Below are 19,221 nucleotides of genomic sequence, written 5' to 3'. Positions count from 1 at the left end.
CTACGCCGTCGGCGGCACCGGGCCCTCGACCGGTGCCGCCTCCTCCGCCCCGAGCTGGGTGGGGTCTGTGACCGCGCGGCCGGACTCCGCCATGATGGCGGCGACCTCCTCGCGGACCTGGTCGTCGTCGAGTTCCGGGCTCCGCATGCGGACCAGCGTCTCGGTCGACGCGGCCTCGGCCTGCCGCAGTAGCGCGGCCGTCTCGGCGAACTCCTTCGGGGACTCGCTGATGCTGTCCTGGAACGCGACGTCGACCTCGTCCACGGGCACGCCGGAGCGGAATCTCGGGCCGGCCTCGACCGCCAGGAGCGCCTCCAGGATCTGCGCGAGCGCGGGCTCCCAGTACAACGCCTTCCGGGCCCTGGTGGTCATGCTCCGGCGCTGGCGGGCCTTGACCTCGGTGGCGGTGACCGCGGCGGCTCCGTCGCTGTCCGCGCCGAACGTGCTGGCGGAGTAGCCGGCCTGCCGGATCGCCTGCTCGGTGAGCTCGTTCGCGGTGTCGCGGTGCTCGGTGACGCGGATCTGGAACTGGATCTGTTCGAGGAGCTGGCCGCTGGTCGGCGGCAGGTTCAGGCCGGCGTACACCTGCCGGTCGAGGTCGACGCTGGCGCCCTGCCCGGGCCCGTTGCTGGTGAGTGCGCCGGCCGCGGTGACGATGCGGCCCTTGCCCTGCTGGATGTCGCGCATCCAGCTGCTCCAGGTTTCATCAAGGGCGTCCATGATGCCCTCAATGCCCTGGAAGTCGGACTGTCCCAGGCCTGCCGCGGCGGGCAGGTGCCGCCAGGCCCTGGCCGGTCGGACGTTGGGCACGTACACCGCGGTGAGGTGCTGCGGGGCGCCGGTGTCGAGGCCGCCCTGGTCGTCAACCTCCCGGGCGAGCGGGGCAGTCTCCGGGTCGTCCTGAAGCGGCACCGGGCGTCCGAGCTGGGTGGGGCTGCCCTGGTACAGGCCGTGGTAGATCCGGCCGCGCTCATGCCGCTCCAGGTGCCGCCACACCTGCTGGCCGTCGGTCCGGACGGTCCGCCAGAACGTCGCCGCGCGGAGGATGCCGTACGAGAACTCGGGGACGGCACTATCCGCGGGAACCGGGGCGATCCACGGCGTTTCGGAGACGTCGCCGTCCCAGACGACGCGCAGGTAGACGCCGCCGAGGGCCGCGCACAGCTCGCCGGCCTCGAGGAGGACGGGCCGCAGCGGCTTCGTGAGGTCCTCGAGGCGGGCCTGTACGGCCGCATCGTCGGCGACGAGCTGCGGGGGCTCGGAGAACAGCAACTCGCTTGAGGTGCGGGCGATGTCGGCGGCGAGCGGGATGTGCAGCTTGGAGCGCTTCTCGCCGGCGGGAGTGGGCTGTCCCCACCACCAGCGGGCGACGCGGCCGACGAAGCCGGCGGCGTACTGCGAGCGGCGGGGCACGCTGCCGTCGGCGGCGGCCAGGCCGTCGGTGGTCCGTCCGGCGTACCGCCGTTCGAGGCGGTCCGGGACGCTGGAGTACCAGGCGTCCCAGTCGGCGAGGTCTCCCCGGACGGTGAGGTCGACCGGGGGCCAGGCCATGTCGCGGTCAGGCAGCGGCACCGTGGGCCTCCTCGGGTCGGATCAGGCCGCGCCAGTCGTGCGCGGTGGAGTGGAGCGCGTACCGGAGCGCGTCACAGCTGTGGTCGTTGAGCTTGAGCGGCTTGTCCTCGCCGCGCTCGGCCGCGGCGTCGTCCCAGGCGTAGCCGGGGAGTTCCTCGATCAGGCCGGTGCACGAGCGGTGGATGGACAGGAGACCGGAGCCGAGCGCCACCGAGACGGAACGGATGCCGTCCAGTACGTCGTTGACGGCCGGGGTGACGCCCGTCAGGCCGTCCTGCCAGAGCTGGGTGGAGAACGAGGCGGCGGACGGGTCGACGAACACCCACTCGGGGTGGGCATCGAGGCGGGCCAGCCAGTCGCGCATCCGTGCCGAGTACTGGGCGTCGGTGAGCTGTTGGCGGGCCGCCCGGCTGTCGTGCCGGTACTCGGACGCGGCGTACAGCCGGCCGTCAGTGCCGTGCCCGATCAGCAGCGCTGAGAGGGGGTTGACGGTGCCGTAGTCGACGCCGACGCACGTCCACCGGGCGATCTGCGGCAGGACGTCGATGACGTGCCGGCCGGGGTCGAACATGTCGTAGACGGCGCCCTCGGCCTGCACCCAGGCGCCGTCGATGAAGCGCTTGTACCAGAGGCCGACGTACTCGGCTTTGAGGCTGGCGACGTATTCGGGCGCCAGGCTCGGGTTGTCGTCGAGGGTGAAGTGCCAGCTGCGGAGGTCGAGCTCGCCGGCGCGCTGGATGAACCGCCGGCGGAGCCAGTGCGCGGGGCCGTCCGGGTTGGTGGTGGCGAGCAGCCGGGCCCCGGGGACGCTGAGGCGGCCGAGGAGCTGATTCCAGAATCCCTCGGGCATGAGGGTGGCTTCGTCGACGTACGCCAAGCACGCGGTGAGGCCGCGGAGCCGGCCCTCGGCGCGGGCGTCGCTCGCGCCGATCAGGTGCACGGTGCGGCCGAGGATCACCGCGGTGGTGGCGCCGCGGGTGTGGTGCACCTGCCGGGCGACCGGGCCGAACAGCTCGATCGTCTGCAAGGGGTCGAGGACGTTGCGCTCGATCGTCTGCAAGCTGCGGCCGACGACGACGATCAGGCCTGTTGACGGGGCGTTGACGACCGCCAGGAGGAAGGCGATCAGCGAGGCGATCGTCTTGCCGGACCTGATCGCGCCGGACCAGATGTTGATGCGGCTGGTGGCCTGCGCGATGGAGCGGACCTGCTTCGGGGAGAGCGGGAGCTGCTCCAGCATCAGCCCTCCCCGGGTTCCTCCTCCGCCTCGTTGATCCGGGCGATGCCGGCGGCCAGGGCGCCGAGCATGGACAGGGCGTCGTCCGCGCCCGCGGTGGGCTTGGGCGGCACGAGCTTGAGGGAGCGGTCGATGGCGAGGCCGGCGGCGCCGAGCAGCGACCGCTTGTCGGCCGGGGTGGGCTCGGGTTGCAGCCGCTCGTCGTACTCGTGGTCCTTGCCGCCCCAGTCGAAGTACAGGTGGGGCTGCCAGAGCTGGGCGCGAAGGCGTTCGGCGTCCTGGTGGAGATCGTGGGCGAGGGTGGTGCGCCGCTCCTCGAGGTCGATGAGGCGGGCCTCGGTGGCGGCGACGACCTCGGCCGCGCGGGCGAAGCTGCCACCGGCGGCCTGCACGGTGCCAGTGACGATCCGGGCGGACCGGCCGGTCCGCCTCATGATCTCGTTGCGGGAGACACCCTCGGAGTGAAGACGGAGGATCTCGGCGCGCTCGGCATCGGTGACCGGGCTCGGCTTGCGCTTAGCGGGCGGCACGGTCACCTCCGCTGTCAGCTGGTGCGCTCAGGCCAGTGCCAGGTTCCGCCGGCGTGCGCGGGCTCGGTCCAGCCGCACGCGCAGTAGCGGAACGGGGCGCTGTGCGAGGCCTCGTCGGGACAGGCCGGTGTACCGGGCTGGCTGCCGCCGTCGTCGTACGTGGCCTGATTGAAGAACATGCCGCTCGGGTTGAGCACCGCGAGGCCGACCACGGCGGGGTCGTCGGTCAGCTCGGTGACGACGGCGGCCCGGCACTCCTTGCCGTACTCGCCACCGGGGGTGCCGTGGCTGGTGTAGTGGACGATGCGGCCGACGGCGGGCTGCTGCACGGTGGCCTCCTGGGGAAAAGGGGCGGCCCGCCAGCGGGGGGAGTCTGGCGGGCCGGGTCTGAGAGCTGATCGGCGCCCTGTTGCCTAGGACAGGGCGCCGCCACGGTCCTCACGGATACCGCATCCCAGCCGCCACCGCGGTCACACAGTTGTGGAGAGCATCGGCGACGGGTCGGGGACCTCTGTGGGGCAGCGTTGGGCTGCCGGGGAACGACGGGGGCCCCGCGGCTACTGCTCGGCCGCGGGGCCCTCGGGGTGTCTGTGGTGTCCGGGCACGCCGGACGTGGGGCCAGTGTGGATCACTGGCCGCCGGGACGTCAAGCGGCGGCGCGGAGGGCCTGCTCGGCGGGGTAGGTCGCGAGCACCGGCTCCAGGCGCTCGACCTCGGCGCGGAGGGTGCCGCGGATCAGGGCGTCCGAGAGCGGCCGGCCGTCGGGGCCGAGGTAGCCGGCGGTGGTGAGTGCGGTCCGCATGGTGGTGGTGCCCGGTCGGTAGCCGTCGGCGTAGAGCGGGCGGATCACCGCGCACCGCTGGTCAGCGTAGGCCGGCGGCAGGGCGGGCGGCGCGGCCGGCATTGGGGGCAGGGCCGGGGCGGTAACGGCCGTCAGCGGGGCGGCGACGGGCGCCGGAGCCGCGGTCTCGCGGGCGCCCGGACGCGGGCCGGCAGGCTGCTCGGCGGCGGTGAGCGCGCGGTAGATCTGCCGCATCAGCGCCGTGTACGCGAGCAGGGCGGCCACCGGGGGAACGGCGGCGACCACCTGGGTGGTGGCGTCCACGCCGGCACCGACGGAGACGACGTTGAGGATGATGCTGCCCGCGGAGCCGACGGCGACGAGCACCATGGCGAGCAGGTCGAGGCGGCGGAGCAGGCTCGCGCGCAGGACGAGTAGCTCACCGACGACGATGAACGAGTCCAGCGTCGCGGGCCAGGCCCAGGCGCGGGCGCCGGCCAGGTGGTGACCGGTCGCCAGGTCGTGCAGGGCCTCGTAGCTGAGCCAGAACGCTACGGCAGTCAGGGCGATGGTGACGAGGGCGGCGCCGATGGTGAGGCCGAGGACGGCTCCGGACCGGTCGGGCACGGCGATAGGGTGGCTGGTAGCCATGGAGGTCACTCTCCGGTGGTCAGGGCCCGCTCGGCGTTGCAGTCGCCGCCGCGGGCCCGATTCGTTTGTGCTGCTCAGCCTACCGTGCTGAACGTCAACACGTGCTCTTCGCAGGGGTGTTGGCGGCCCGGATGTCCCGGATGTGGGCGACGGTGTCGCACGTGGCGCACTCCCATTCGCCGAGGTCGAGGTCGTAGGCGATGCGGCCACAGTGGGTGGGGACCTGCTCGGTGCCGAGCTGGGTGAGCGTCCAGCCGTCGTCCGCGGTGGTGGTGTCGGTCATGTGGCCAGTCTTCCGTGGCCGGGCCCGCCCCGGGGGTGGTTTCCGGGGCGAGCCGTTGACGGGCGTCAGGCGGCGCGGAGCCGGTCGAGGAGCTCGGTGCCGGACCACTGGGCCGGGCAGCCGCTGCACTGCACGGTGAAGTCGGCGGCCTCGTTGGAGACGGTGAGCTGGCCGCCGCACTCGCAGACCAGGCCGGTGGGGTCGTGGTCGGCGCGGGCGAGGTCGCCGAGGGCGCGGTCGAGGCGGCGCCGGCACGAGGTGGCGACCAGGCCGATGCGGGCGCGCTGGATGTCCGACAGCGGGCGGAACGGGCCGTCGTCGCCATCAATACGGCCAGCGAGCCACTCCGCGGCCCGGGCCCCGGTCCGGCTGGCCGCCATGTTGAACCGCCAGCGGCGCGGGTCCTGCTGGTCCTTCAGCCCGGCGAGGGCGAGGGAGCGGGCGACGTCGTCGTTCGGCGAGGCGGAGCGGAACGAGGTGGTGAACGCCGGCCGCTGGATGGTGCCCGCGATCTCGTCGGCCAGGCCGAGGAGCTCCTCCTCGAGGGCGGTGATGGTGTCGAGGACGTCGACACGGAGCGGGGCGGGGCGCTGGCCGGGGGCGAGGGCGGTGCGCTCGGCACGCTCCAGGGCTGCCTCGTAGTGCTCGGCGTCGACGTCCTCGAGGTCGCGCTGGTGGTCGGCCATGCGGCCGGCCGGGGGCCAGGTCGACGGGGTGCGGGTCTGGAGGAGTTCCCGGAGGGCGGGCCACTGGGCGGCGATGTGGCGGAGGTCGTCGTGGGTGCTGGGCATGTGGTGCTCCTGTCCTGGTGGCCGGGGGTGACGGGGTGTTGACGGGTGTCAGCGGCGGGTGGGCGGGCCGTAGGGGGACTGCCAGGCCGGCCGGTCGACGGGACGGACAGGCCGGCCGTCGGCGTCGAGGAGGCCGGCGGCCTGGAGGGTGCGCTGGAGCTCGGCGAAGGCGTGGGCGAGCTGCTCGGCGGCGGCCTGGAGGGCGGGCATCAGGGCGGTGGCCATCTGCTGCCAGGCCGCGACGTGTTCGGCGAGCTGCTGGAGCGCCTGCTCGCGCTGCTCGGCGGTCAGGGGCGGCCGGTTCACGGTTGGGGCTCCTCGGTGGTGTCCTGGCTCTCCTCGAAGTGCAGGTGGAACGAGGGGCCGGGCTCGGGTGTGGCTGCGGCGATCGTGGCCCAGGCGGTGGCCAGGGCGGTTTCGATCGCGGTATGGCGGTACTCGCATTCGGTGGCCGCGGAGAGACCTTCTTGGCGGTACCGCTCAGCTCGGCGGTAGCAGTCGGCGGCGGACTCGGCCCACTGGGTGGCGCGGGCAAGGGCGTCGGTGCGGTTCACGGTCGGTGCTCCTGGTGGTAGTGGGCGGCGATCTCGGCGAAGGCGGCGTCGATCCGGGCCTGTTCGGCGGCCGCGGCGTCGGCCTCTGCGGCGGTTCCTCGGATGGCGCCGAGCATGAGGAGGCCGACGATGCTGCTCGGGCCGCAGAGCGCGAGGACGACGAGTGCGGTCACTGCCCGCCGTCCTGGTCGAGCACGATGCCGGCGCGCTCCAGGGCGGAGGCGATGTTGTCCGCGAGGTCGTCCGTGTCGACGTCGGCTGGGTCGTCGAGCAGGTCGAAATAAGCGTCGGTGGTGGTGCGGATGAGGTCGATGACCTGGTCGCGGTTCACGGCGGTCTCCTTCGGTGGTGGCCGCCCGGTGTGGGACCGGGCGGCCAGCGGGTGGGGCGGTCAGCTGACGTCGGCAATCAGCAGCCAGGTGGGCGCGATGTCGTCGGTAATGCCGAGCGCGGTGGCGGCCTCGCGGAGGTGGGCGTCCCAGTGCTGGCACTGCGCGGGGTGGAGGCGGTCCGCGGTGATGGCTTCGGGCTTGCCGAGGTCGGCGCTCTCGGTGAAGGCGGCGAGGTATGTCTTGTCGTGGTCGTAGTGGCCGGCGGTGACGTACCCGACCCCATTGCTGAGGGTGCCGAGCCTCTCCTCCAGCTCGTCGAGGCTGGTATCGGGGATCTGGGTGCCGTAGATCAGGGTGGCGCTGGTGTACATGCCCACGGTGGTCTCCTTCGGGGTGGGGCCCGGCCGGCGGTCGGCCGGCCGGGCGTTGACGGGCGTCAGCGGGGCGTCAGAGGCCGAGCGCGGCCAGCGCAGTGCGAAGTCGTGCCCGGGCCGGGTTGTCGTCGAGGTGCGCGCCGGCCACGCAGTCCGGGAGGTCGCAGCCCGGCATCACGGTGCCGATCGGGTCGCGGCCGTAGTGCTGCCGGAACGCGAGGGTGAGGACGGGCCAGCGGCGGCCGCCGTGCTTGAGGAGTGGGTGCCGGCCGTTCATGGGGCCGGTCCAGCGCACGTGGCCGTCGGCGGCCGGTTCGGTGAGCGCGGCCAACTTGGCCTCGGGGCTGGCGTAGTGGGCCGGGGTCGTACGGTGGACGCGGTAGTCGGCGGTGTCGACCTGGTGGTCCGGGGCGACGCACTCAGCCCGGCCGCAGCCCGCTTTGGCGTACCCGGCCGGGTCCTGGCCGTGCCGGATGCGGAAGGCGATCCGGTGGGCGCTGTAGCCGCGCCCGGAGTGCCGCATCACGCGGGCGCCGGCCGTGGTGTGCTCCCCGGTCCACTCCAGGTGCCCACCGCCGGCCGGGCGGGTCCGCTGACGCCACTTCTCCTCAACGGTGAGGGGCTGCGCGGGCACAGCGGGCAGGCCGAGGACGTCACGGAGCCGGGCGACGTCACTCTTGTCGACATGGAGCTGCCGGGCGACCGAGCCGTTGCTGTGGCCAGCGCGGAGCAGGGCCTCGGCCTCGGGGAGCTTGGTGGGATGCATGGCGGACTCCTGTTCGTCGGGCGCGCGCGGACTGGGCCGGACCGGTCCGCCGCCGAGGTGCCGTGCTGGGTGCTCGGCGGCGGACCGGTGGGGTGGGGGCTAGAACGGGGGCTCGTCCGTGGTGGGGGTGTTGGTGTTCCAGGGGTCGTTGTGGGGCTGCTGGCGGGTCTGCTGGGGCCTCTGGGGCTGCTGCCGCTGCTGGCCGTTCTGGGGGCTGTTCTGGCCGTCGCGCTGGGCCTTCTTCACCGTGGCGGTGGCGTAGGCGAGGGAGGGGCCGATGGACCGGATGGTCAGGGTGACCTTGGAGCGCTTCTGGCCGTCCTGCTCCCACGTCTCGGTGCGGGGTTCGCCGGTGACGAGGACCTCCATGCCCTGCTGGAGGGTTTCGGCGATGTGCTCGGCGAGGGCGTTCCAGGCGGTGCCGTCGATCCAGAGGGTGTCGCCGTCCTCCCACTGCTGGGTCTGGGGGTTGAGTCGGCGGGCCTGGAAGACCAGGCGGAGCTTGGCGACGGGGTGGCCGTTGGGGGTGAAGCGGAGTTCGGGGTCGGCGACGACGCGGCCGATGCCGGTGAGGGCGGGCAGGGACATGGGGTTCTCCTCGGTGTTGGTGGAGTTGGGGTGTCGGGTGGTCAGGAGAGAGCGCCGGTGGGGCTGTGGCCGGTGAACCGGTCGGCGTCGACGGGTGTGTAGGAGCGCCAGGGCCATCCGCCCTGCTGGCCCTGGCAGATGAAGGCCGGCCAGGCGCGCTCTTCGCGGGCGCCGCGCCAGGGGATGATGCGGCGGGCGCGGTCTTCCTCGGCGGAGCGCTGGTCTTCGACGGGGCGCATGCCCATGCCGTATTCGGGCCAGCGCAGCCAGAGGCCGGAGCCGACGGGGGCGAGCGGGCGGGGGCCCTGGCCGTTGCCCTTCGCGGCGTGGGCCTCGAGGACCATGGCGCTGTTGGAGACGAGGCGGGCCTGGTCGAGGGCGACGGTGACCTTGCGGGCGTCCGACTCGCTGTTCGGGTCGGCTTCGTGCAGCCGGTAGATCGGGCCGACGACGAGGAGGTCGGGCTGGACTTCCTCGACGCGGCGCATCAGCCAGGCCCGGCCGGCGGCCCGGGTGAGGTCGACGCCTTCGGGCCGCAGGTCGAACGAGAACATGCCGCGGCGGACGGGCATGCGCTGGGCGGCTGCGATCTCGAACAGGCGGCTGTAGTGGCGCCTGCTCTGGCGGACGTTGTTCTCGCAGTCGAGGACCAGGACCTTCCGCGGGCCGTGCTCGGAGGGGCGGCCGTCGAACGGGAGGATGCCGGCGGCGATGCACACGGCGATCTGCCGGAGCAGGACGGACTTGCCGCCGCCCTCGCCCGCGGTCCAGATGCACCTTTCGCCGCGCTCGAGGTATCCGGGGCTGACCCAGTCGTATCCGGGGTCGGGGCCGTCGAGGAAGTCGAGCATGTCGACCACGGGCCGGTCTTCGGCGGCGCGGCCGGCGTCGCGCACGGTGCGGGTCATGTCGACGGCGGTCTCGGCGAGGTCTCCAGCGTCGGCGTCGCCGTCGGGGATCCAGCCGAGGGCGGCGATGCGCTGGCCGGTCTCGATGAGGGCGCGCCGCTGGGCGAGGTCGCGGATTCGCCAGGCGAGCCACTCGGCGGCGCCGCCGACCTGGGCGGCCTGGATGCACGTGTGGATGGCGCCGGGTCCGCCAACGCGGCCAAGGTGGCCCTGGGCCTGGAGCTCAGCGGTGACGGTGTACGGGTCGAGGGGGTCGCCGCGGTCGACGAGGGCGGTAAGCGCACCGTGGATGAGGGCGTGGGCGGGCCGGTAGAAGTCGGCCGGGGCGACGGGGTGGTCGCGCAGGAGGCGGCGGCCGTTGGCGGCGAGGACGACGGTGCCGAGGTAGGCGGCCTCGGCACCGAGGTCGTTGGGGCGGGCCTGCTCGAAGTCGCCGATGCCGTCGAGGTCGGGCGGCGGGGCGGTGGTGGTGGTCATCAGAAGATCCCTCGGTCTTGGTAGTCCTGCTGGCTCTGCTGGGGCGCGGGGGGCTGCGGGGTGTGCAGCTCGTCGTCGTAGCGCTCGCCGTTGATCCAGGTCGTCGGGTGCGGGATGAACTTCGGGTCGGTGTTGGTGGCCCGCCAGTGGGCGGCGTGTCGGGGGACGGCGGCGACGATGGCGGCCGGATCGGCTCCGCGTTTCAGGGCCTTCGTCCACGCGGTCCTGGCGGTGCCCTTGCCGACCTTCTTCGGGTAGGCGGTCCAGAACGCGTCGAACAGGTCCGGCGGCGGGGCGGGTGAGATCCGAGGGGAGGGAGAGTTATCTCCACTGAGGGGACTGAGGGGTAGGGGTCCGGGTTTTCCGGACCCTTTCCGGGGAGAATCCGGACCCTTTCCGGGAGTTGAGTCCGGGTTCTCCGGACCCTTTCCGCCCTCATTGGGTCCGGGTTCTCCGGACGCATTCGACGGGTTAGGGTCCGGGTTCTCCGGACGCATTGAGTCGTCAGCATCCGGGTTTTCCGGACCCTTTCGGGTCTCCTCGGCGGCGAGGGCGGGGATGCGGTACACGGCCCGGCGGCCGCGGTGGCCCGACTCAAGCACCTCGAGGACACCCTTCTGGCGGAGCGCCTTGAGGACCTCGTACCGGCTGGAGCGGCCAGGGATCCGCATGCGGCGGACGGTGTCCTCGTCGTCTTCGATGCCGGGCCAGCAGGCGCGGGTGGCGTCGTTGGCGTCCTCCGCCAGCACGGCGAGGACCCACGCCTCGCGGTGCGTCAGCGTCGAGGGCGCATGGTCCATCACCTCGACGATCAGGCGGATTCCCACGTGCTGCTGTCCTTCGGGTTGGGGGCGGGACGGTTGGTGCTGGCGCTGGCGGCCGGGTGGTCGTCCGCCGGCGCCAGCGGTCTACTGGGCGGTCAGCTGCTCGTACAGGGCCTGGCAGTTGTCGCAGCCGCAGGTGACGAAGCCGTTGTTGCCGCCGATGCGCTCGCCGGGCGTGACGACCCGCGCAATCGGCCGGGCCTTGACGTCGAAGGTGGGTGCGAGCACCGACTTCACCGACTTGCGGCAGCCCCCGCCGCACGAGAGGCCGGCGCGGGCCTGGCACGCGGTCTTGGCTGCGCCCGCCTTGTGCTGGGCGTCCATGTGGCCGCAGCCGCAGCGGTGTCCGATGTACGCCATGGGTCAGTCCTTCGGGGAGAGGCGGGAGGGGAGGTCACGCGGCACGGTCGGCCTCAGGCCGGGCGGCCCGGTAGGCGTCGACGACCGGGCGGGGAATCAGGCCGACGGCGGCGACGGGGTGGCCGTTCTCGCGGGCCCAGGACCGGATCAGGGCCGTCTCGGTGGCGTCCGGCCGGGCGGCCGTGGAGCGGGCCGCCGGGGTGCCCTTCGCCGCACGGAGGGCCCGCTCGGCGTTGGCCAGGTCGGCCCGGGCCGCCTCAACGCGCTTCTCGGCGGCCTGGATGGCCTCCTCGCGGCGCTGGGCCTGCTGGAGGTCGGCCAGGGCCGTCCGGGCCTGCTCGGCGAGACGCCGCATGCGGCCGGAGGTGTGCTGCATGCCCCACGTGATGAGTCCGGCGGCCGCGGCCGGCACCGGGTCGTGCCGGTCGGCGACGAAGGGCACGCCGGAGCGGGCGACCGCGGCGGCGATCTGGTGCTCGGTCAGGCCGGTTGCCTTGGTGATTGCGGCGACGGTCTCGCCGTTCTTGTACATGGCGACGGCGATGGTGGTGTCCACGGGTCAGCCCTCCTGTCCTTCGGTGTCCTGCTTCTCTTTGGCGACCCAGCGGGCCACACGGCGCGGGAGGAGGTCCGCGCGGACGGCCATCTCCTCGTACGGCACCCCGGCCCGCCACATGGCCCGGACGGCGATGCGCTTCTCGGCGTCGCTGAGGGTCGGCAGGGGCTCGACCCCGTTGGCGGCGCGCTGCACCGCGACCAGGTCCAGACCGTCGGCGTTGGTGGTGTCGGTGGTGCTCACCCAGATGCACGGGCGGTTGCTCAGGAACGTGGTGCTTCCGGGGATGGTGTCGACGGTGCGGGAGCGGAGCTGGGGCATCAGTCGCTCACCGCCGTGACGGTGGACACCCAGGACAGGGCGTCGTGGTCGAGGCGGAGCCGGGCCCGGGTGACGGCGACGTACGCGAGGCGGGCCTCTTCCCGGCGGATGATCCGGTGCCCGGTGGCCGGGTCGGGCTTGGGGGCGCGGAAGTCCCCGTGGATCCGGACGGCCGGCCACTCGCGGCCCTTGGCCTTGTGCGCGGTGGTGACGGTCAACTCGGCCGCGTCCTCGGAGGCGAGGGCGTCCGCCGCGTTCGCGATCTCCTCGGCGCCGTAGTCGTCGATCAGCTTGACGAGGACCTTGAGGCTGCCGTCCTCCTCCTCCGCGTACTCGCGCACCGCCGACCAGGTCGGGAACGCGAGCAGCTCGGGGTGGTCGGTGACGCGGCCGTTCTGGAGGTCGCGGGCGGCCCAGGCGAGCCGCTTCATGTCCCCACCGCCACCGACCAGAGCGACCTTGCGGCCGGCCTTCAGCGCTTCGAGGACGACACCAACCGCACCGGCGTTGGTCCTGCACAGGATCGCGTCGGGATCGTCGACCGGCCCGGTGGTGCTCTCGCAGCCGCCCCAGCCGGTGAGCCGCAGATCGGTGCCGACCAGGTACAGCCACTGGTTCGCCGCGTCGGCGACGGCCGGGCCAAACCTGAACGACTGGGAGAGGGTGGAGAGCTGGGCGCCCAGCTCACGCTCGAACGTGCCGAGGGCGTCGCGGGCGCCGCGCCAGGCGTAGATCTGCTGGGCGGAGTCGCCGACGGCGATTCGCTGGGCGTGGTCCTGGTCGAGGAGCACCCGGGCGAGGACGTCGTTCGTGTCCTGGGCCTCGTCGAGGAGGACGACGTCCGCGGGCAGCCGCGGCCGACTGAGCGCCCACAGCTTCAGGTAGTGGTCGTGGCTGAGCTTCAGCACGCTGTCCTCGCGCCGCAGGTCGGCCCACGCGGCGTGGGCGACCGGCAGCACCACCGCGGTGAGCGCGGCCCGGGCGTCCGGACTGGTGAGCCCGTCGTACCGGGGGATGTGCCGGGCGGCGAGGTTGTCGTCCGCGGAGTGGCAGAACCGCTCGACGGTCTCCAGCGCGGCGCGCATTGCGATCTTGCTGGTCACGGCTTTGACGTGGCCGAGGTCGGTGGGGATGCGCTGGATGCCGCCGGTGATGCGGTCGACGTCGAGGGCCTGGGCGGCCTGGAGGGCGGTCTGGCGCGGCCGCTGGATGCGCGGCAGGTACCGCGGGTCGAACGCCAGGCCGTGCCCGGTCGACGCGCTCACGTTGGCCGGGAACGAGCGCTTCGCGTCGGCGGCAATGCTGCGGTTGTAGGCGACGTACGCCATACGGCGGCGTGAGTCTGTGCGGGCGATCAGCTTGAGGGTGCTGGACTTGCCGCATCCGGCGCCGGCCTGGATGACGAGGTCGGTGCCGTCGCCGTACGCCGCGATCGCGTCGGCCTGCTCGGGGGTCGGGGTGACCACGGGGTGTACCTCCTTTCTGAGGGGTGGGCGGGGCCGCGCGGTGGCGGGGAGGGGCGCGCGGCCCCGCCGGATTCGGGGTGGGTCAGGCCGCGTCGGCGTTGGCGGTGCGCCGGGCCATCTCGCGGAGCCACGCCGCCGGGTCGGGCTGCGTTGCGGAGGTGTCCAGGACGTCGATGACCTCGCCCGCATCCGCCTTCGTCAGCTCGTTCGCGGTGCTGATCTGGCGGCCGATCAGGGCGCCGAGGACCGCGTGCCGCTCGTCGCGGTCGGTGATGCCGGCCTTCGTCAGCACGGCGTGGATACGGCGCATCTGCGGCGGGGTCGCGGGCTCCGGGGTGTCCAGACGCCCGGCGGCGGCCGCGGCGTCCGCGAGCGAGTGAGGGATGGATCCGTTCACGCCGGCCGCCGGGTCCGGGTTCGCCTCCGTACGGGCGGCCGGAGCCACCGGGGACGGGTTCGGGACGGCGGCCGGCTTCAGCGACTTCCCGCGCTCCGCGATGAGGTCTCCCACCGCCGACCGCTCACCGGTGACCGGGTGGGCCGCCGGGTGCCCGAGGATGCCGCGCCGCTTCGCCTGGGCGTGCAGGTCGATCGCGCCCTGGTAGGTCATCCCGTCGGCGAACAGCTCGTCGAGGATCTGCTGGACCGGGTCGACGCCCTGGCCGAGCTGCTCGAGAATCTGCCGTCCGAGGTCTTCGCCAGGGTGACGGATGGCCAGGCCCTCGAGGGGTTCGTACCTCGTCTTGGTCACCGTGCCCGTGCCCTCAACGAGGTCGATGATCAGGCCCAACTCGTAGTCGGAGCTCTCGCGCTGAACCACCTTCGTCCCGACCTTGGTGATCTTCTTCTTCGGGCCGGACTCGTCGATGAGGTAGTCCGTCTTGGTCCGCATCGTCACGATCAGGTGGCCGCTGAAGTTCAGCAGGGCGTCCAGCATGTCCTGCTCGATGGGGTTGCCCTTCTTCCAGCCTCCGAAGGTGCCCAGAGCGCCGGATCCGGCCGCCTCGACGATCTCCAGGAGGCCGCCGCGGCCGTTCCAGAAGTGCGACCAGGAGTCGATGATGAGGACCGCGATGCCGGCCTGCTCGGCGGCCTGGACCGCCTGGATGAGGTTGCGCGGGTCGTAGGAGTCCATGGGCATGTGGCCGAACTGGTGCCCACCGAGGTGGGGCTTGCCCGGGACGACGGCGTAGGTGAGGGCGGAACGGCGCTCGGTGTCCACCAGGCCGATCGGGCCGCCCTGGGCGAGGCCTTCGGCGAGACGGAGCGCGGTCTTGGTCTTGCCGGACCCGGCGGGGCCCTGGAGGCCGACGCGGGCCCGGGCCGTCTCGCGGCTCGCGGGGGCGAAGCTGAAGGCGTTCACTTGGGGTCCCTCTCGGTGGTGCGCTGGCGGGGGATGGTGATGGTGCGGGCCCGGCGGTAGGCGCGGCGCCGGCGGCGGCGGTCGAGCTGCTCGCGGGTCGGCCACACGCCGATCACGACGAGCGCCACGACGGGCAAGCCGAACAGGAGCAAGGCGGTCACAGGACACCGCCCTTGAGGCGCGCGATCTCCGCCCGGGCCTCGACCAGCTCGTCCGCGGCCGTGCGGTTCCGCTCGGCCGTCGCCGCCACCGTGTCCCGCCAGCGCTGGACCTCGGCGAGCACCCGGTCCGCGACGGCCAGCATCTCGGCGTCGGTGACGTCGTCCGTTCGGCGGTAGATGGTGAACTGGTCGCCCGCGACACCGTTCGGGTGGATGTACAGGGCGCCCTCGGAAGCGCCCATGGTGTCGACGTAGCCCCTGGCGGACCACCAGGTGGTGGTGTTGCTCATCGGGCCCTCCTCTTCTGGTCGTTGTGGTGGCGGGCGGCCCGCAGGCGGCGGCGGTGAGCACGGCGACGGACCTCGTCCGGGTGCACCCAGCACCGCACCGCGACCCCGGCCAGCGGCGCCGCGACCAGCAGCACCAGTACGGGCGTCAGCTCCTCCGGCCCGGTCACTGGGTGCCGTCCCGCAGAGTGTCCGCGCGGAGCTGGGCGACCTCCGCGGCGTAGGCCCGCGACGTCTTCGCCTCCCAGCTGGCCGGGTCGCCGTGGGCGTCGATGAAGACGTCCATCAGTGCCTGCTCGCCCGGCATCGGCTGGCGCACCGGCAACTCGGCAGCGTGGGCCGCCATCCGCTGGATCGCCGCCTGCTGCGGCTCGTTGAGCTCGGCCATCACACCGTCACCGCCGTCCGGATCGGGGCGACCGCGACCAGGCGCACCATCACGTCCTGGACCGTCGCCGACACCGTCCACCGCAGGCCGCCGTCGACACGGTCCGACCACACACCGTGCGCACCGACCGACCGGCGCCACCCGTCGAGGGCGATCACCGCCCGCGGCCCGTCGAAGCGGCCAACGACCGCGCCGTCCGCGCCGACCGTCCACACCGGCGCCGTGCTCGCGCCGGCCGCAGCGGCCACACGGGCCAGGTGCACGACGGCCTGCATCGCGGCGGCCTGAATCGCCACGTCGAGAGTGCTCATGCCGCGACCCGCCCGGTGCTCGTGCGCACGGCCCACGGGCACATCGCCCGAACCAGCGCGGTGTCCGGCAGGGACTCGGTCTCGCCCGACTCCGTGACGACGGACAGGTGGACGGCCGGGACCCCGGGGATCGGCCCGTACGAGAGCACCCAGGACAGACCACCGCGGGTGGTCAGGGCGCCGCCGGGGCGGGCCTCGTACTGGCCGCCGACTGCGGTGCCGTGCGGGGTCAGCGCCTCGTACCAGGCCGACAGCTCCTGGACGTTCGCGGCCCGCAGTGTGACGCGGCGCCCGTCCGCGGCGAAGTCGACTGCGGCGGCCAGGTCGACAGCGGGGAGTCCGGTGCGGCCGCGGAGGACGGCGATGCCGGCCAGGACCGTACGGGCGGGGATGGTGGGGGTGGTCACCGGGGTCGGCCCGGTGGGCGAGTGGGTAGGCTGCAACATGCGGCCCGCCTCCTTCTGTGATGGTTGATCGGTGGGCCGGGGCCGTCCCTGGAGTCCAAGCCGGGGCGGCCCGACCTATGTCGGGGGTGGGTCAGGCGGTGCGGCGGCGCGGCTTCGCCACGGGCGTCCGGTAGAGCCCGTAGATCGCGAGCAGGTCGTCGCCGGAGATGACCAGGCGCCGTCCGATCCGGCTGTGGGGCCACCCGAGGTGGTTGATCCCGTCTCGAATCGTTCGCTCACTCAGTCGGATGCACTCGGCGGCCTCGGCCACCCGGTAAAACCGGTCGCGCTCGATTGCGGGGATGTGCGAGATGGCGGTCGCCATGTCACGTCCTCTTCGTGCGGGCCTCGCCCGGGGCGAGGATCTCGTCGTCGGTCGCGCTGAGGTGGTCGCGGAGAGCTGCGTAGACGCTCGGCCGGACCCTGTTGCGCGAGCCCGTTTCGATCCGGCTGAGGTAGTTGGCCGTGATACCGGCCTGGCTGGCGAGCATGGACATGTCCACACCTGCGAGCTTCCGAATTCTGCGGATGGCCGAGCCGTCAACCTCGACAGTGGATCGCTGGGGCATGACCCGAAGGTATCAGCTTCCATCAGCTTCCGCTAGCAGTAGCTAGCGATAGATAGCGGAAGCTGGTTGTTCGGTGCGGCCTCACCTAGGCGGAGGTGGGCGAAAACCGGCCCTACTGGCACCCGCTCCTGACAGTGACTGGGCGGTCCTGTCATGATGTGTGACATGCCTCCACAAGCTGATGGCCTGCAGCGGCTCGCTGGCGCAGTCCAGCGTCGCCGCGCAGAGCTCCGCCTCTCGAAGGACGAGTGCGCGCGCCGCGCCTCCATGTCCATCACGACGTGGCGGCGGGTCGAGGACGGCGATCCGGTCCGAGACACGACCTACGCGCGAGTGGACGAGGTGCTCGGCTGGGAGCTGGGCGCGTCCGCGCGCATCATCGACGACCCCACTGCCGAACCGATGCTGTCCGAGGTTCACGGAGGGGTCCGCTACTCACAGCCGGCGATCAGCGAGGACAGGCTTCGACACGCGATCCAGAACGCGACGATTGCGACCGCCCCCACCCTGACTGGCGCTCAGATCAAGGAGCTCCAGGAGCGGGCCATCGAGGAGCTCCGCCGTCAGGGCCTGCTACCGGAAAACTAAGGGTCGTACCCGCAGAGATTGACCGTAAACATGTAGTCACGGCCAGTCATTTTGTGGAATCATTAACCCACTTGGGGGCGCCATCCTCACTCTGGGATGGGCCAATGCACGTCTGCACGTCCGCCGACCTCGGACCCTCATTCATCGCCTGGGCCGGCGTAGTAAATGGAACCGTTGTGGCGCTCGTGACTACGCGCGCGCACGAGGATGACGAGACCGCCGGCCAAGCGGCCGAGCTGCTGCGCGAGTACGGCGTCGACTGCGGCGCCTGCCCGTCCTGCCCGCTCGGGCTCGCCCGGGCGGTGAACTGATGGGATGGTCCGAGAAGCGCGGCACCACGTGGCGCGCGCGGTTCAAGCTGCCGAACGGCAAGTACGACTCGGAGCCCGGCTTCCTGACCAAGACTCAGGCCGATGCCTACTGGCAAGCTCAGGAGACCGACGTCCGCCGCGGCGACTGGTTCGACCCCAGCGCGGGCGAGACCATGACGTTTGCCGAGTGGGCCGACCAGTGGCTGGCGACGATCGACGTCTCCCCCGGCACCGAGTACAACTACGTCAAGCGGATCCGCCGTCTCAACTTGCGGTGGGGTGATGTCCCTCTGTCCCACATCACCACCAACGCCTACCTGGTCTGGGAAAAGGCCACGCGGAAGGAGCTGTCTGCAAACTTTGCGTCCGTGGTCATTCAGCTCTTCCGCATGATCGTCGACGATGCAGTCGCTCACAGGCCCCCGCTCCTGAAGGTCTCACCTCTGCCGGCGATCAATCGACGACGCGGGCGGTACGTGCCACCAGTCCGCAAGGAAGTGCCGACGCTCGCCCCCGAGCAGGTGGAGCAGGTGGCCGAGAACGCCCGCGCGGTGTGGGGGCTGACCGGGTACGTGGCGATCCTCGCCAAGGCGTACTGCGGCCTGCGCCAGGGCGAGCTGTACGGGCTCCGCCGGGAATGGTGCTACCCGTCGTGGCCGGCCTCCGACCCCGGGTGGCCCGACAACCCGGCGGGGAAGGCCGCAGAGCGGAAGCGGGTGAAGGCGGCTCAGGAGCGGTACAAGGACATGCCGGCACTGCGCGTGCAGTGGCAGCACCAGTACGTGTCGCCCCCCGAGGGTGGCAAGCGGCAGCCGGAACTGGTGCTGCCGAAGTACGGGTCCGTCCGCGACCTCGTGGTGCCGCCGTTCCTTGCGGAGCTGCTGGCCGAGGTGCTGCAGTCGCACGACAGCGAGTGGGTGTTTCCGTCGCTCACGGGTGGGCCGTTGCTTCTCACCGATTTCTCTACCTACATCTGGAAGCCGGTGATTCAGGGGGCGGAGGCGCGGACCGCGAGGTCCGACTTTCACCGTCCGGCGATCAAGCCGCTCGACGGCCTGGAGGACGCGGTCCCGCACTGGCTCCGGCACGCGATGAAGCGGTGGCTCGACGAGGACGGCCACCACTCTCGGGTCGCCGTGGAGACCCGCATGGGGCACCGGATGCAAGGGGTCGAGGATGTGTACGCTGCTGTTACGCCCGGCATGGAGCAGAGCATTGCCAAGTCGCTGCAGGAGCGCTGGGAGAAGGCACGCAGAAGTTGATCTCCCAATCGGCTCCCAGTTGATCTTAGGTGGTCGGCTAAGCTGCTGGTCAGAGACCACGACAAGGGGACGGCGGCGGCATCCACTGCATCACCCAGCAGCAGCCGAAGGCCTGACGTTCTACCTGGTCACAGCCCCTGAACTGCGACGATGGCAAATCGGAC

At 72.3% G+C, this 19,221-nt stretch carries 32 protein-coding genes; 3 read left to right on the top strand and 29 right to left on the bottom strand.

Annotation, left to right across the window (positions count from 1 at the left end; genetic code table 11):
- The 29 genes from ACFC1F_RS26590 to ACFC1F_RS26450 form a co-directional block, all read right to left on the bottom strand.
- Positions 1 to 1,572 carry a phage portal protein gene (locus tag ACFC1F_RS26590; protein WP_376161896.1) on the bottom strand — a complete coding sequence of 524 codons (1,572 nt, stop codon included), beginning with the start codon at positions 1,570 to 1,572 and terminating at the stop codon, positions 1 to 3.
- Complete coding sequence (locus ACFC1F_RS26585; RefSeq protein WP_376161894.1) at positions 1,559 to 2,812, bottom strand: PBSX family phage terminase large subunit; 1,254 nt, start codon at positions 2,810 to 2,812, stop codon at positions 1,559 to 1,561. The genes ACFC1F_RS26590 and ACFC1F_RS26585 overlap by 14 nt, the downstream gene beginning before the upstream one ends.
- On the bottom strand, positions 2,812 to 3,339 hold the full coding sequence (locus tag ACFC1F_RS26580; protein ID WP_376161892.1) for a helix-turn-helix domain-containing protein: 528 nt from the start codon (positions 3,337 to 3,339) through the stop codon (positions 2,812 to 2,814). The genes ACFC1F_RS26585 and ACFC1F_RS26580 overlap by 1 nt, the downstream gene beginning before the upstream one ends.
- A gap of 14 nt (positions 3,340 to 3,353) precedes the next feature.
- Positions 3,354 to 3,668 carry a hypothetical protein gene (locus tag ACFC1F_RS26575; RefSeq protein WP_376161890.1) on the bottom strand — a complete coding sequence of 105 codons (315 nt, stop codon included), beginning with the start codon at positions 3,666 to 3,668 and terminating at the stop codon, positions 3,354 to 3,356.
- Positions 3,669 to 3,985: 317 nt separating this feature from the next.
- Positions 3,986 to 4,771, bottom strand: coding sequence for a DUF2637 domain-containing protein (locus ACFC1F_RS26570; protein ID WP_376161888.1), 786 nt, complete (start codon positions 4,769 to 4,771; stop codon positions 3,986 to 3,988).
- Between the two features lie 94 nt (positions 4,772 to 4,865).
- Positions 4,866 to 5,054 carry a hypothetical protein gene (locus ACFC1F_RS26565; RefSeq protein WP_376161886.1) on the bottom strand — a complete coding sequence of 63 codons (189 nt, stop codon included), beginning with the start codon at positions 5,052 to 5,054 and terminating at the stop codon, positions 4,866 to 4,868.
- 65 nt (positions 5,055 to 5,119) lie between these two features.
- Positions 5,120 to 5,845 (bottom strand): hypothetical protein, encoded by a 726-nt coding sequence (locus ACFC1F_RS26560; protein WP_376161884.1) that lies wholly within the window; start codon positions 5,843 to 5,845, stop codon positions 5,120 to 5,122.
- 48 nt (positions 5,846 to 5,893) lie between these two features.
- On the bottom strand, positions 5,894 to 6,151 hold the full coding sequence (locus tag ACFC1F_RS26555; protein ID WP_376161882.1) for a hypothetical protein: 258 nt from the start codon (positions 6,149 to 6,151) through the stop codon (positions 5,894 to 5,896).
- A complete protein-coding gene (locus ACFC1F_RS26550) occupies positions 6,148 to 6,399 on the bottom strand; it encodes a hypothetical protein (protein ID WP_376161880.1) in 252 nt (83 codons plus the stop codon). Before ACFC1F_RS26550 ends, ACFC1F_RS26555 begins: the two co-directional genes overlap by 4 nt.
- Positions 6,396 to 6,572, bottom strand: coding sequence for a hypothetical protein (locus ACFC1F_RS26545; protein ID WP_376161878.1), 177 nt, complete (start codon positions 6,570 to 6,572; stop codon positions 6,396 to 6,398). Before ACFC1F_RS26545 ends, ACFC1F_RS26550 begins: the two co-directional genes overlap by 4 nt.
- A complete protein-coding gene (locus ACFC1F_RS26540) occupies positions 6,569 to 6,730 on the bottom strand; it encodes a hypothetical protein (protein ID WP_376161876.1) in 162 nt (53 codons plus the stop codon). The genes ACFC1F_RS26545 and ACFC1F_RS26540 overlap by 4 nt, the downstream gene beginning before the upstream one ends.
- 60 nt (positions 6,731 to 6,790) lie before the next feature.
- The gene (locus ACFC1F_RS26535) at positions 6,791 to 7,108 is read right to left on the bottom strand and encodes a hypothetical protein (protein WP_376161874.1); all 318 of its coding nucleotides are present in this window, start codon (positions 7,106 to 7,108) and stop codon (positions 6,791 to 6,793) included.
- A 70-nt stretch (positions 7,109 to 7,178) separates the two neighbouring features.
- Positions 7,179 to 7,871, bottom strand: a complete 693-nt coding sequence (locus tag ACFC1F_RS26530) for a hypothetical protein (RefSeq protein WP_376161872.1) — start codon at positions 7,869 to 7,871, stop codon at positions 7,179 to 7,181.
- A 99-nt stretch (positions 7,872 to 7,970) separates the two neighbouring features.
- Complete coding sequence (ssb, locus tag ACFC1F_RS26525; RefSeq protein ID WP_376161870.1) at positions 7,971 to 8,459, bottom strand: single-stranded DNA-binding protein; 489 nt, start codon at positions 8,457 to 8,459, stop codon at positions 7,971 to 7,973.
- 41 nt (positions 8,460 to 8,500) lie between these two features.
- Complete coding sequence (locus tag ACFC1F_RS26520; RefSeq protein WP_376161868.1) at positions 8,501 to 9,844, bottom strand: AAA family ATPase; 1,344 nt, start codon at positions 9,842 to 9,844, stop codon at positions 8,501 to 8,503.
- Entirely contained in the window at positions 9,844 to 10,671 is an 828-nt protein-coding gene (locus ACFC1F_RS26515; protein WP_376161866.1) for a hypothetical protein, read from the bottom strand. The genes ACFC1F_RS26520 and ACFC1F_RS26515 overlap by 1 nt, the downstream gene beginning before the upstream one ends.
- Before the next feature lie 81 nt (positions 10,672 to 10,752).
- Positions 10,753 to 11,028 (bottom strand): hypothetical protein, encoded by a 276-nt coding sequence (locus tag ACFC1F_RS26510; RefSeq protein WP_376161864.1) that lies wholly within the window; start codon positions 11,026 to 11,028, stop codon positions 10,753 to 10,755.
- A 34-nt stretch (positions 11,029 to 11,062) separates the two neighbouring features.
- Positions 11,063 to 11,584: a histone-like nucleoid-structuring protein Lsr2 gene (locus tag ACFC1F_RS26505; RefSeq protein ID WP_376161863.1), complete on the bottom strand. Its 522-nt coding sequence runs from the start codon at positions 11,582 to 11,584 to the stop codon at positions 11,063 to 11,065.
- A 3-nt stretch (positions 11,585 to 11,587) separates the two neighbouring features.
- Positions 11,588 to 11,905, bottom strand: coding sequence for a hypothetical protein (locus tag ACFC1F_RS26500; RefSeq protein WP_376161861.1), 318 nt, complete (start codon positions 11,903 to 11,905; stop codon positions 11,588 to 11,590).
- Positions 11,905 to 13,371, bottom strand: a complete 1,467-nt coding sequence (locus tag ACFC1F_RS26495; RefSeq protein ID WP_376161859.1) for a UvrD-helicase domain-containing protein — start codon at positions 13,369 to 13,371, stop codon at positions 11,905 to 11,907. Before ACFC1F_RS26495 ends, ACFC1F_RS26500 begins: the two co-directional genes overlap by 1 nt.
- 82 nt (positions 13,372 to 13,453) lie before the next feature.
- Entirely contained in the window at positions 13,454 to 14,734 is a 1,281-nt protein-coding gene (locus ACFC1F_RS26490; protein ID WP_376161857.1) for an AAA family ATPase, read from the bottom strand.
- A complete protein-coding gene (locus ACFC1F_RS26485) occupies positions 14,731 to 14,895 on the bottom strand; it encodes a hypothetical protein (protein ID WP_376161855.1) in 165 nt (54 codons plus the stop codon). Before ACFC1F_RS26485 ends, ACFC1F_RS26490 begins: the two co-directional genes overlap by 4 nt.
- Positions 14,892 to 15,185, bottom strand: coding sequence for a hypothetical protein (locus tag ACFC1F_RS26480; RefSeq protein ID WP_376161853.1), 294 nt, complete (start codon positions 15,183 to 15,185; stop codon positions 14,892 to 14,894). Before ACFC1F_RS26480 ends, ACFC1F_RS26485 begins: the two co-directional genes overlap by 4 nt.
- Positions 15,182 to 15,352 carry a hypothetical protein gene (locus ACFC1F_RS26475; RefSeq protein WP_376161851.1) on the bottom strand — a complete coding sequence of 57 codons (171 nt, stop codon included), beginning with the start codon at positions 15,350 to 15,352 and terminating at the stop codon, positions 15,182 to 15,184. Before ACFC1F_RS26475 ends, ACFC1F_RS26480 begins: the two co-directional genes overlap by 4 nt.
- Positions 15,349 to 15,570 (bottom strand): hypothetical protein, encoded by a 222-nt coding sequence (locus ACFC1F_RS26470; RefSeq protein ID WP_376161849.1) that lies wholly within the window; start codon positions 15,568 to 15,570, stop codon positions 15,349 to 15,351. The genes ACFC1F_RS26475 and ACFC1F_RS26470 overlap by 4 nt, the downstream gene beginning before the upstream one ends.
- The gene (locus ACFC1F_RS26465; protein WP_376161847.1) at positions 15,570 to 15,881 is read right to left on the bottom strand and encodes a hypothetical protein; all 312 of its coding nucleotides are present in this window, start codon (positions 15,879 to 15,881) and stop codon (positions 15,570 to 15,572) included. Before ACFC1F_RS26465 ends, ACFC1F_RS26470 begins: the two co-directional genes overlap by 1 nt.
- Entirely contained in the window at positions 15,878 to 16,327 is a 450-nt protein-coding gene (locus tag ACFC1F_RS26460) for a hypothetical protein (protein WP_376161845.1), read from the bottom strand. The genes ACFC1F_RS26465 and ACFC1F_RS26460 overlap by 4 nt, the downstream gene beginning before the upstream one ends.
- Before the next feature lie 91 nt (positions 16,328 to 16,418).
- On the bottom strand, positions 16,419 to 16,652 hold the full coding sequence (locus ACFC1F_RS26455) for a hypothetical protein (RefSeq protein ID WP_376161843.1): 234 nt from the start codon (positions 16,650 to 16,652) through the stop codon (positions 16,419 to 16,421).
- 1 nt (position 16,653) lies between these two features.
- Positions 16,654 to 16,896, bottom strand: coding sequence for a helix-turn-helix domain-containing protein (locus ACFC1F_RS26450; protein ID WP_376161841.1), 243 nt, complete (start codon positions 16,894 to 16,896; stop codon positions 16,654 to 16,656).
- A 165-nt stretch (positions 16,897 to 17,061) separates the two neighbouring features.
- Here ACFC1F_RS26450 and ACFC1F_RS26445 point away from each other — a divergent pair, with 165 nt between their 5' ends.
- The 3 genes from ACFC1F_RS26445 to ACFC1F_RS26435 all read left to right on the top strand — a co-directional run bounded on the left by ACFC1F_RS26445 (position 17,062) and on the right by ACFC1F_RS26435 (position 19,057).
- Positions 17,062 to 17,484, top strand: coding sequence for a helix-turn-helix domain-containing protein (locus ACFC1F_RS26445; protein WP_376161839.1), 423 nt, complete (start codon positions 17,062 to 17,064; stop codon positions 17,482 to 17,484).
- A gap of 176 nt (positions 17,485 to 17,660) precedes the next feature.
- Complete coding sequence (locus ACFC1F_RS26440) at positions 17,661 to 17,795, top strand: hypothetical protein (RefSeq protein WP_376161837.1); 135 nt, start codon at positions 17,661 to 17,663, stop codon at positions 17,793 to 17,795.
- Complete coding sequence (locus ACFC1F_RS26435) at positions 17,795 to 19,057, top strand: tyrosine-type recombinase/integrase (protein WP_376161835.1); 1,263 nt, start codon at positions 17,795 to 17,797, stop codon at positions 19,055 to 19,057. Before ACFC1F_RS26440 ends, ACFC1F_RS26435 begins: the two co-directional genes overlap by 1 nt.
- The last annotated feature ends 164 nt before the right edge of the window (positions 19,058 to 19,221 follow it).

The organism is Kitasatospora sp. NPDC056181 (genome assembly GCF_042266225.1).
In the GTDB taxonomy this organism is placed as follows: Bacteria; Actinomycetota; Actinomycetes; order Streptomycetales; family Streptomycetaceae; genus Kitasatospora.
The sequence above is the reverse complement of the archived record's forward strand: the minus strand, read 5'-3'. Positions and strand labels throughout refer to the sequence as shown.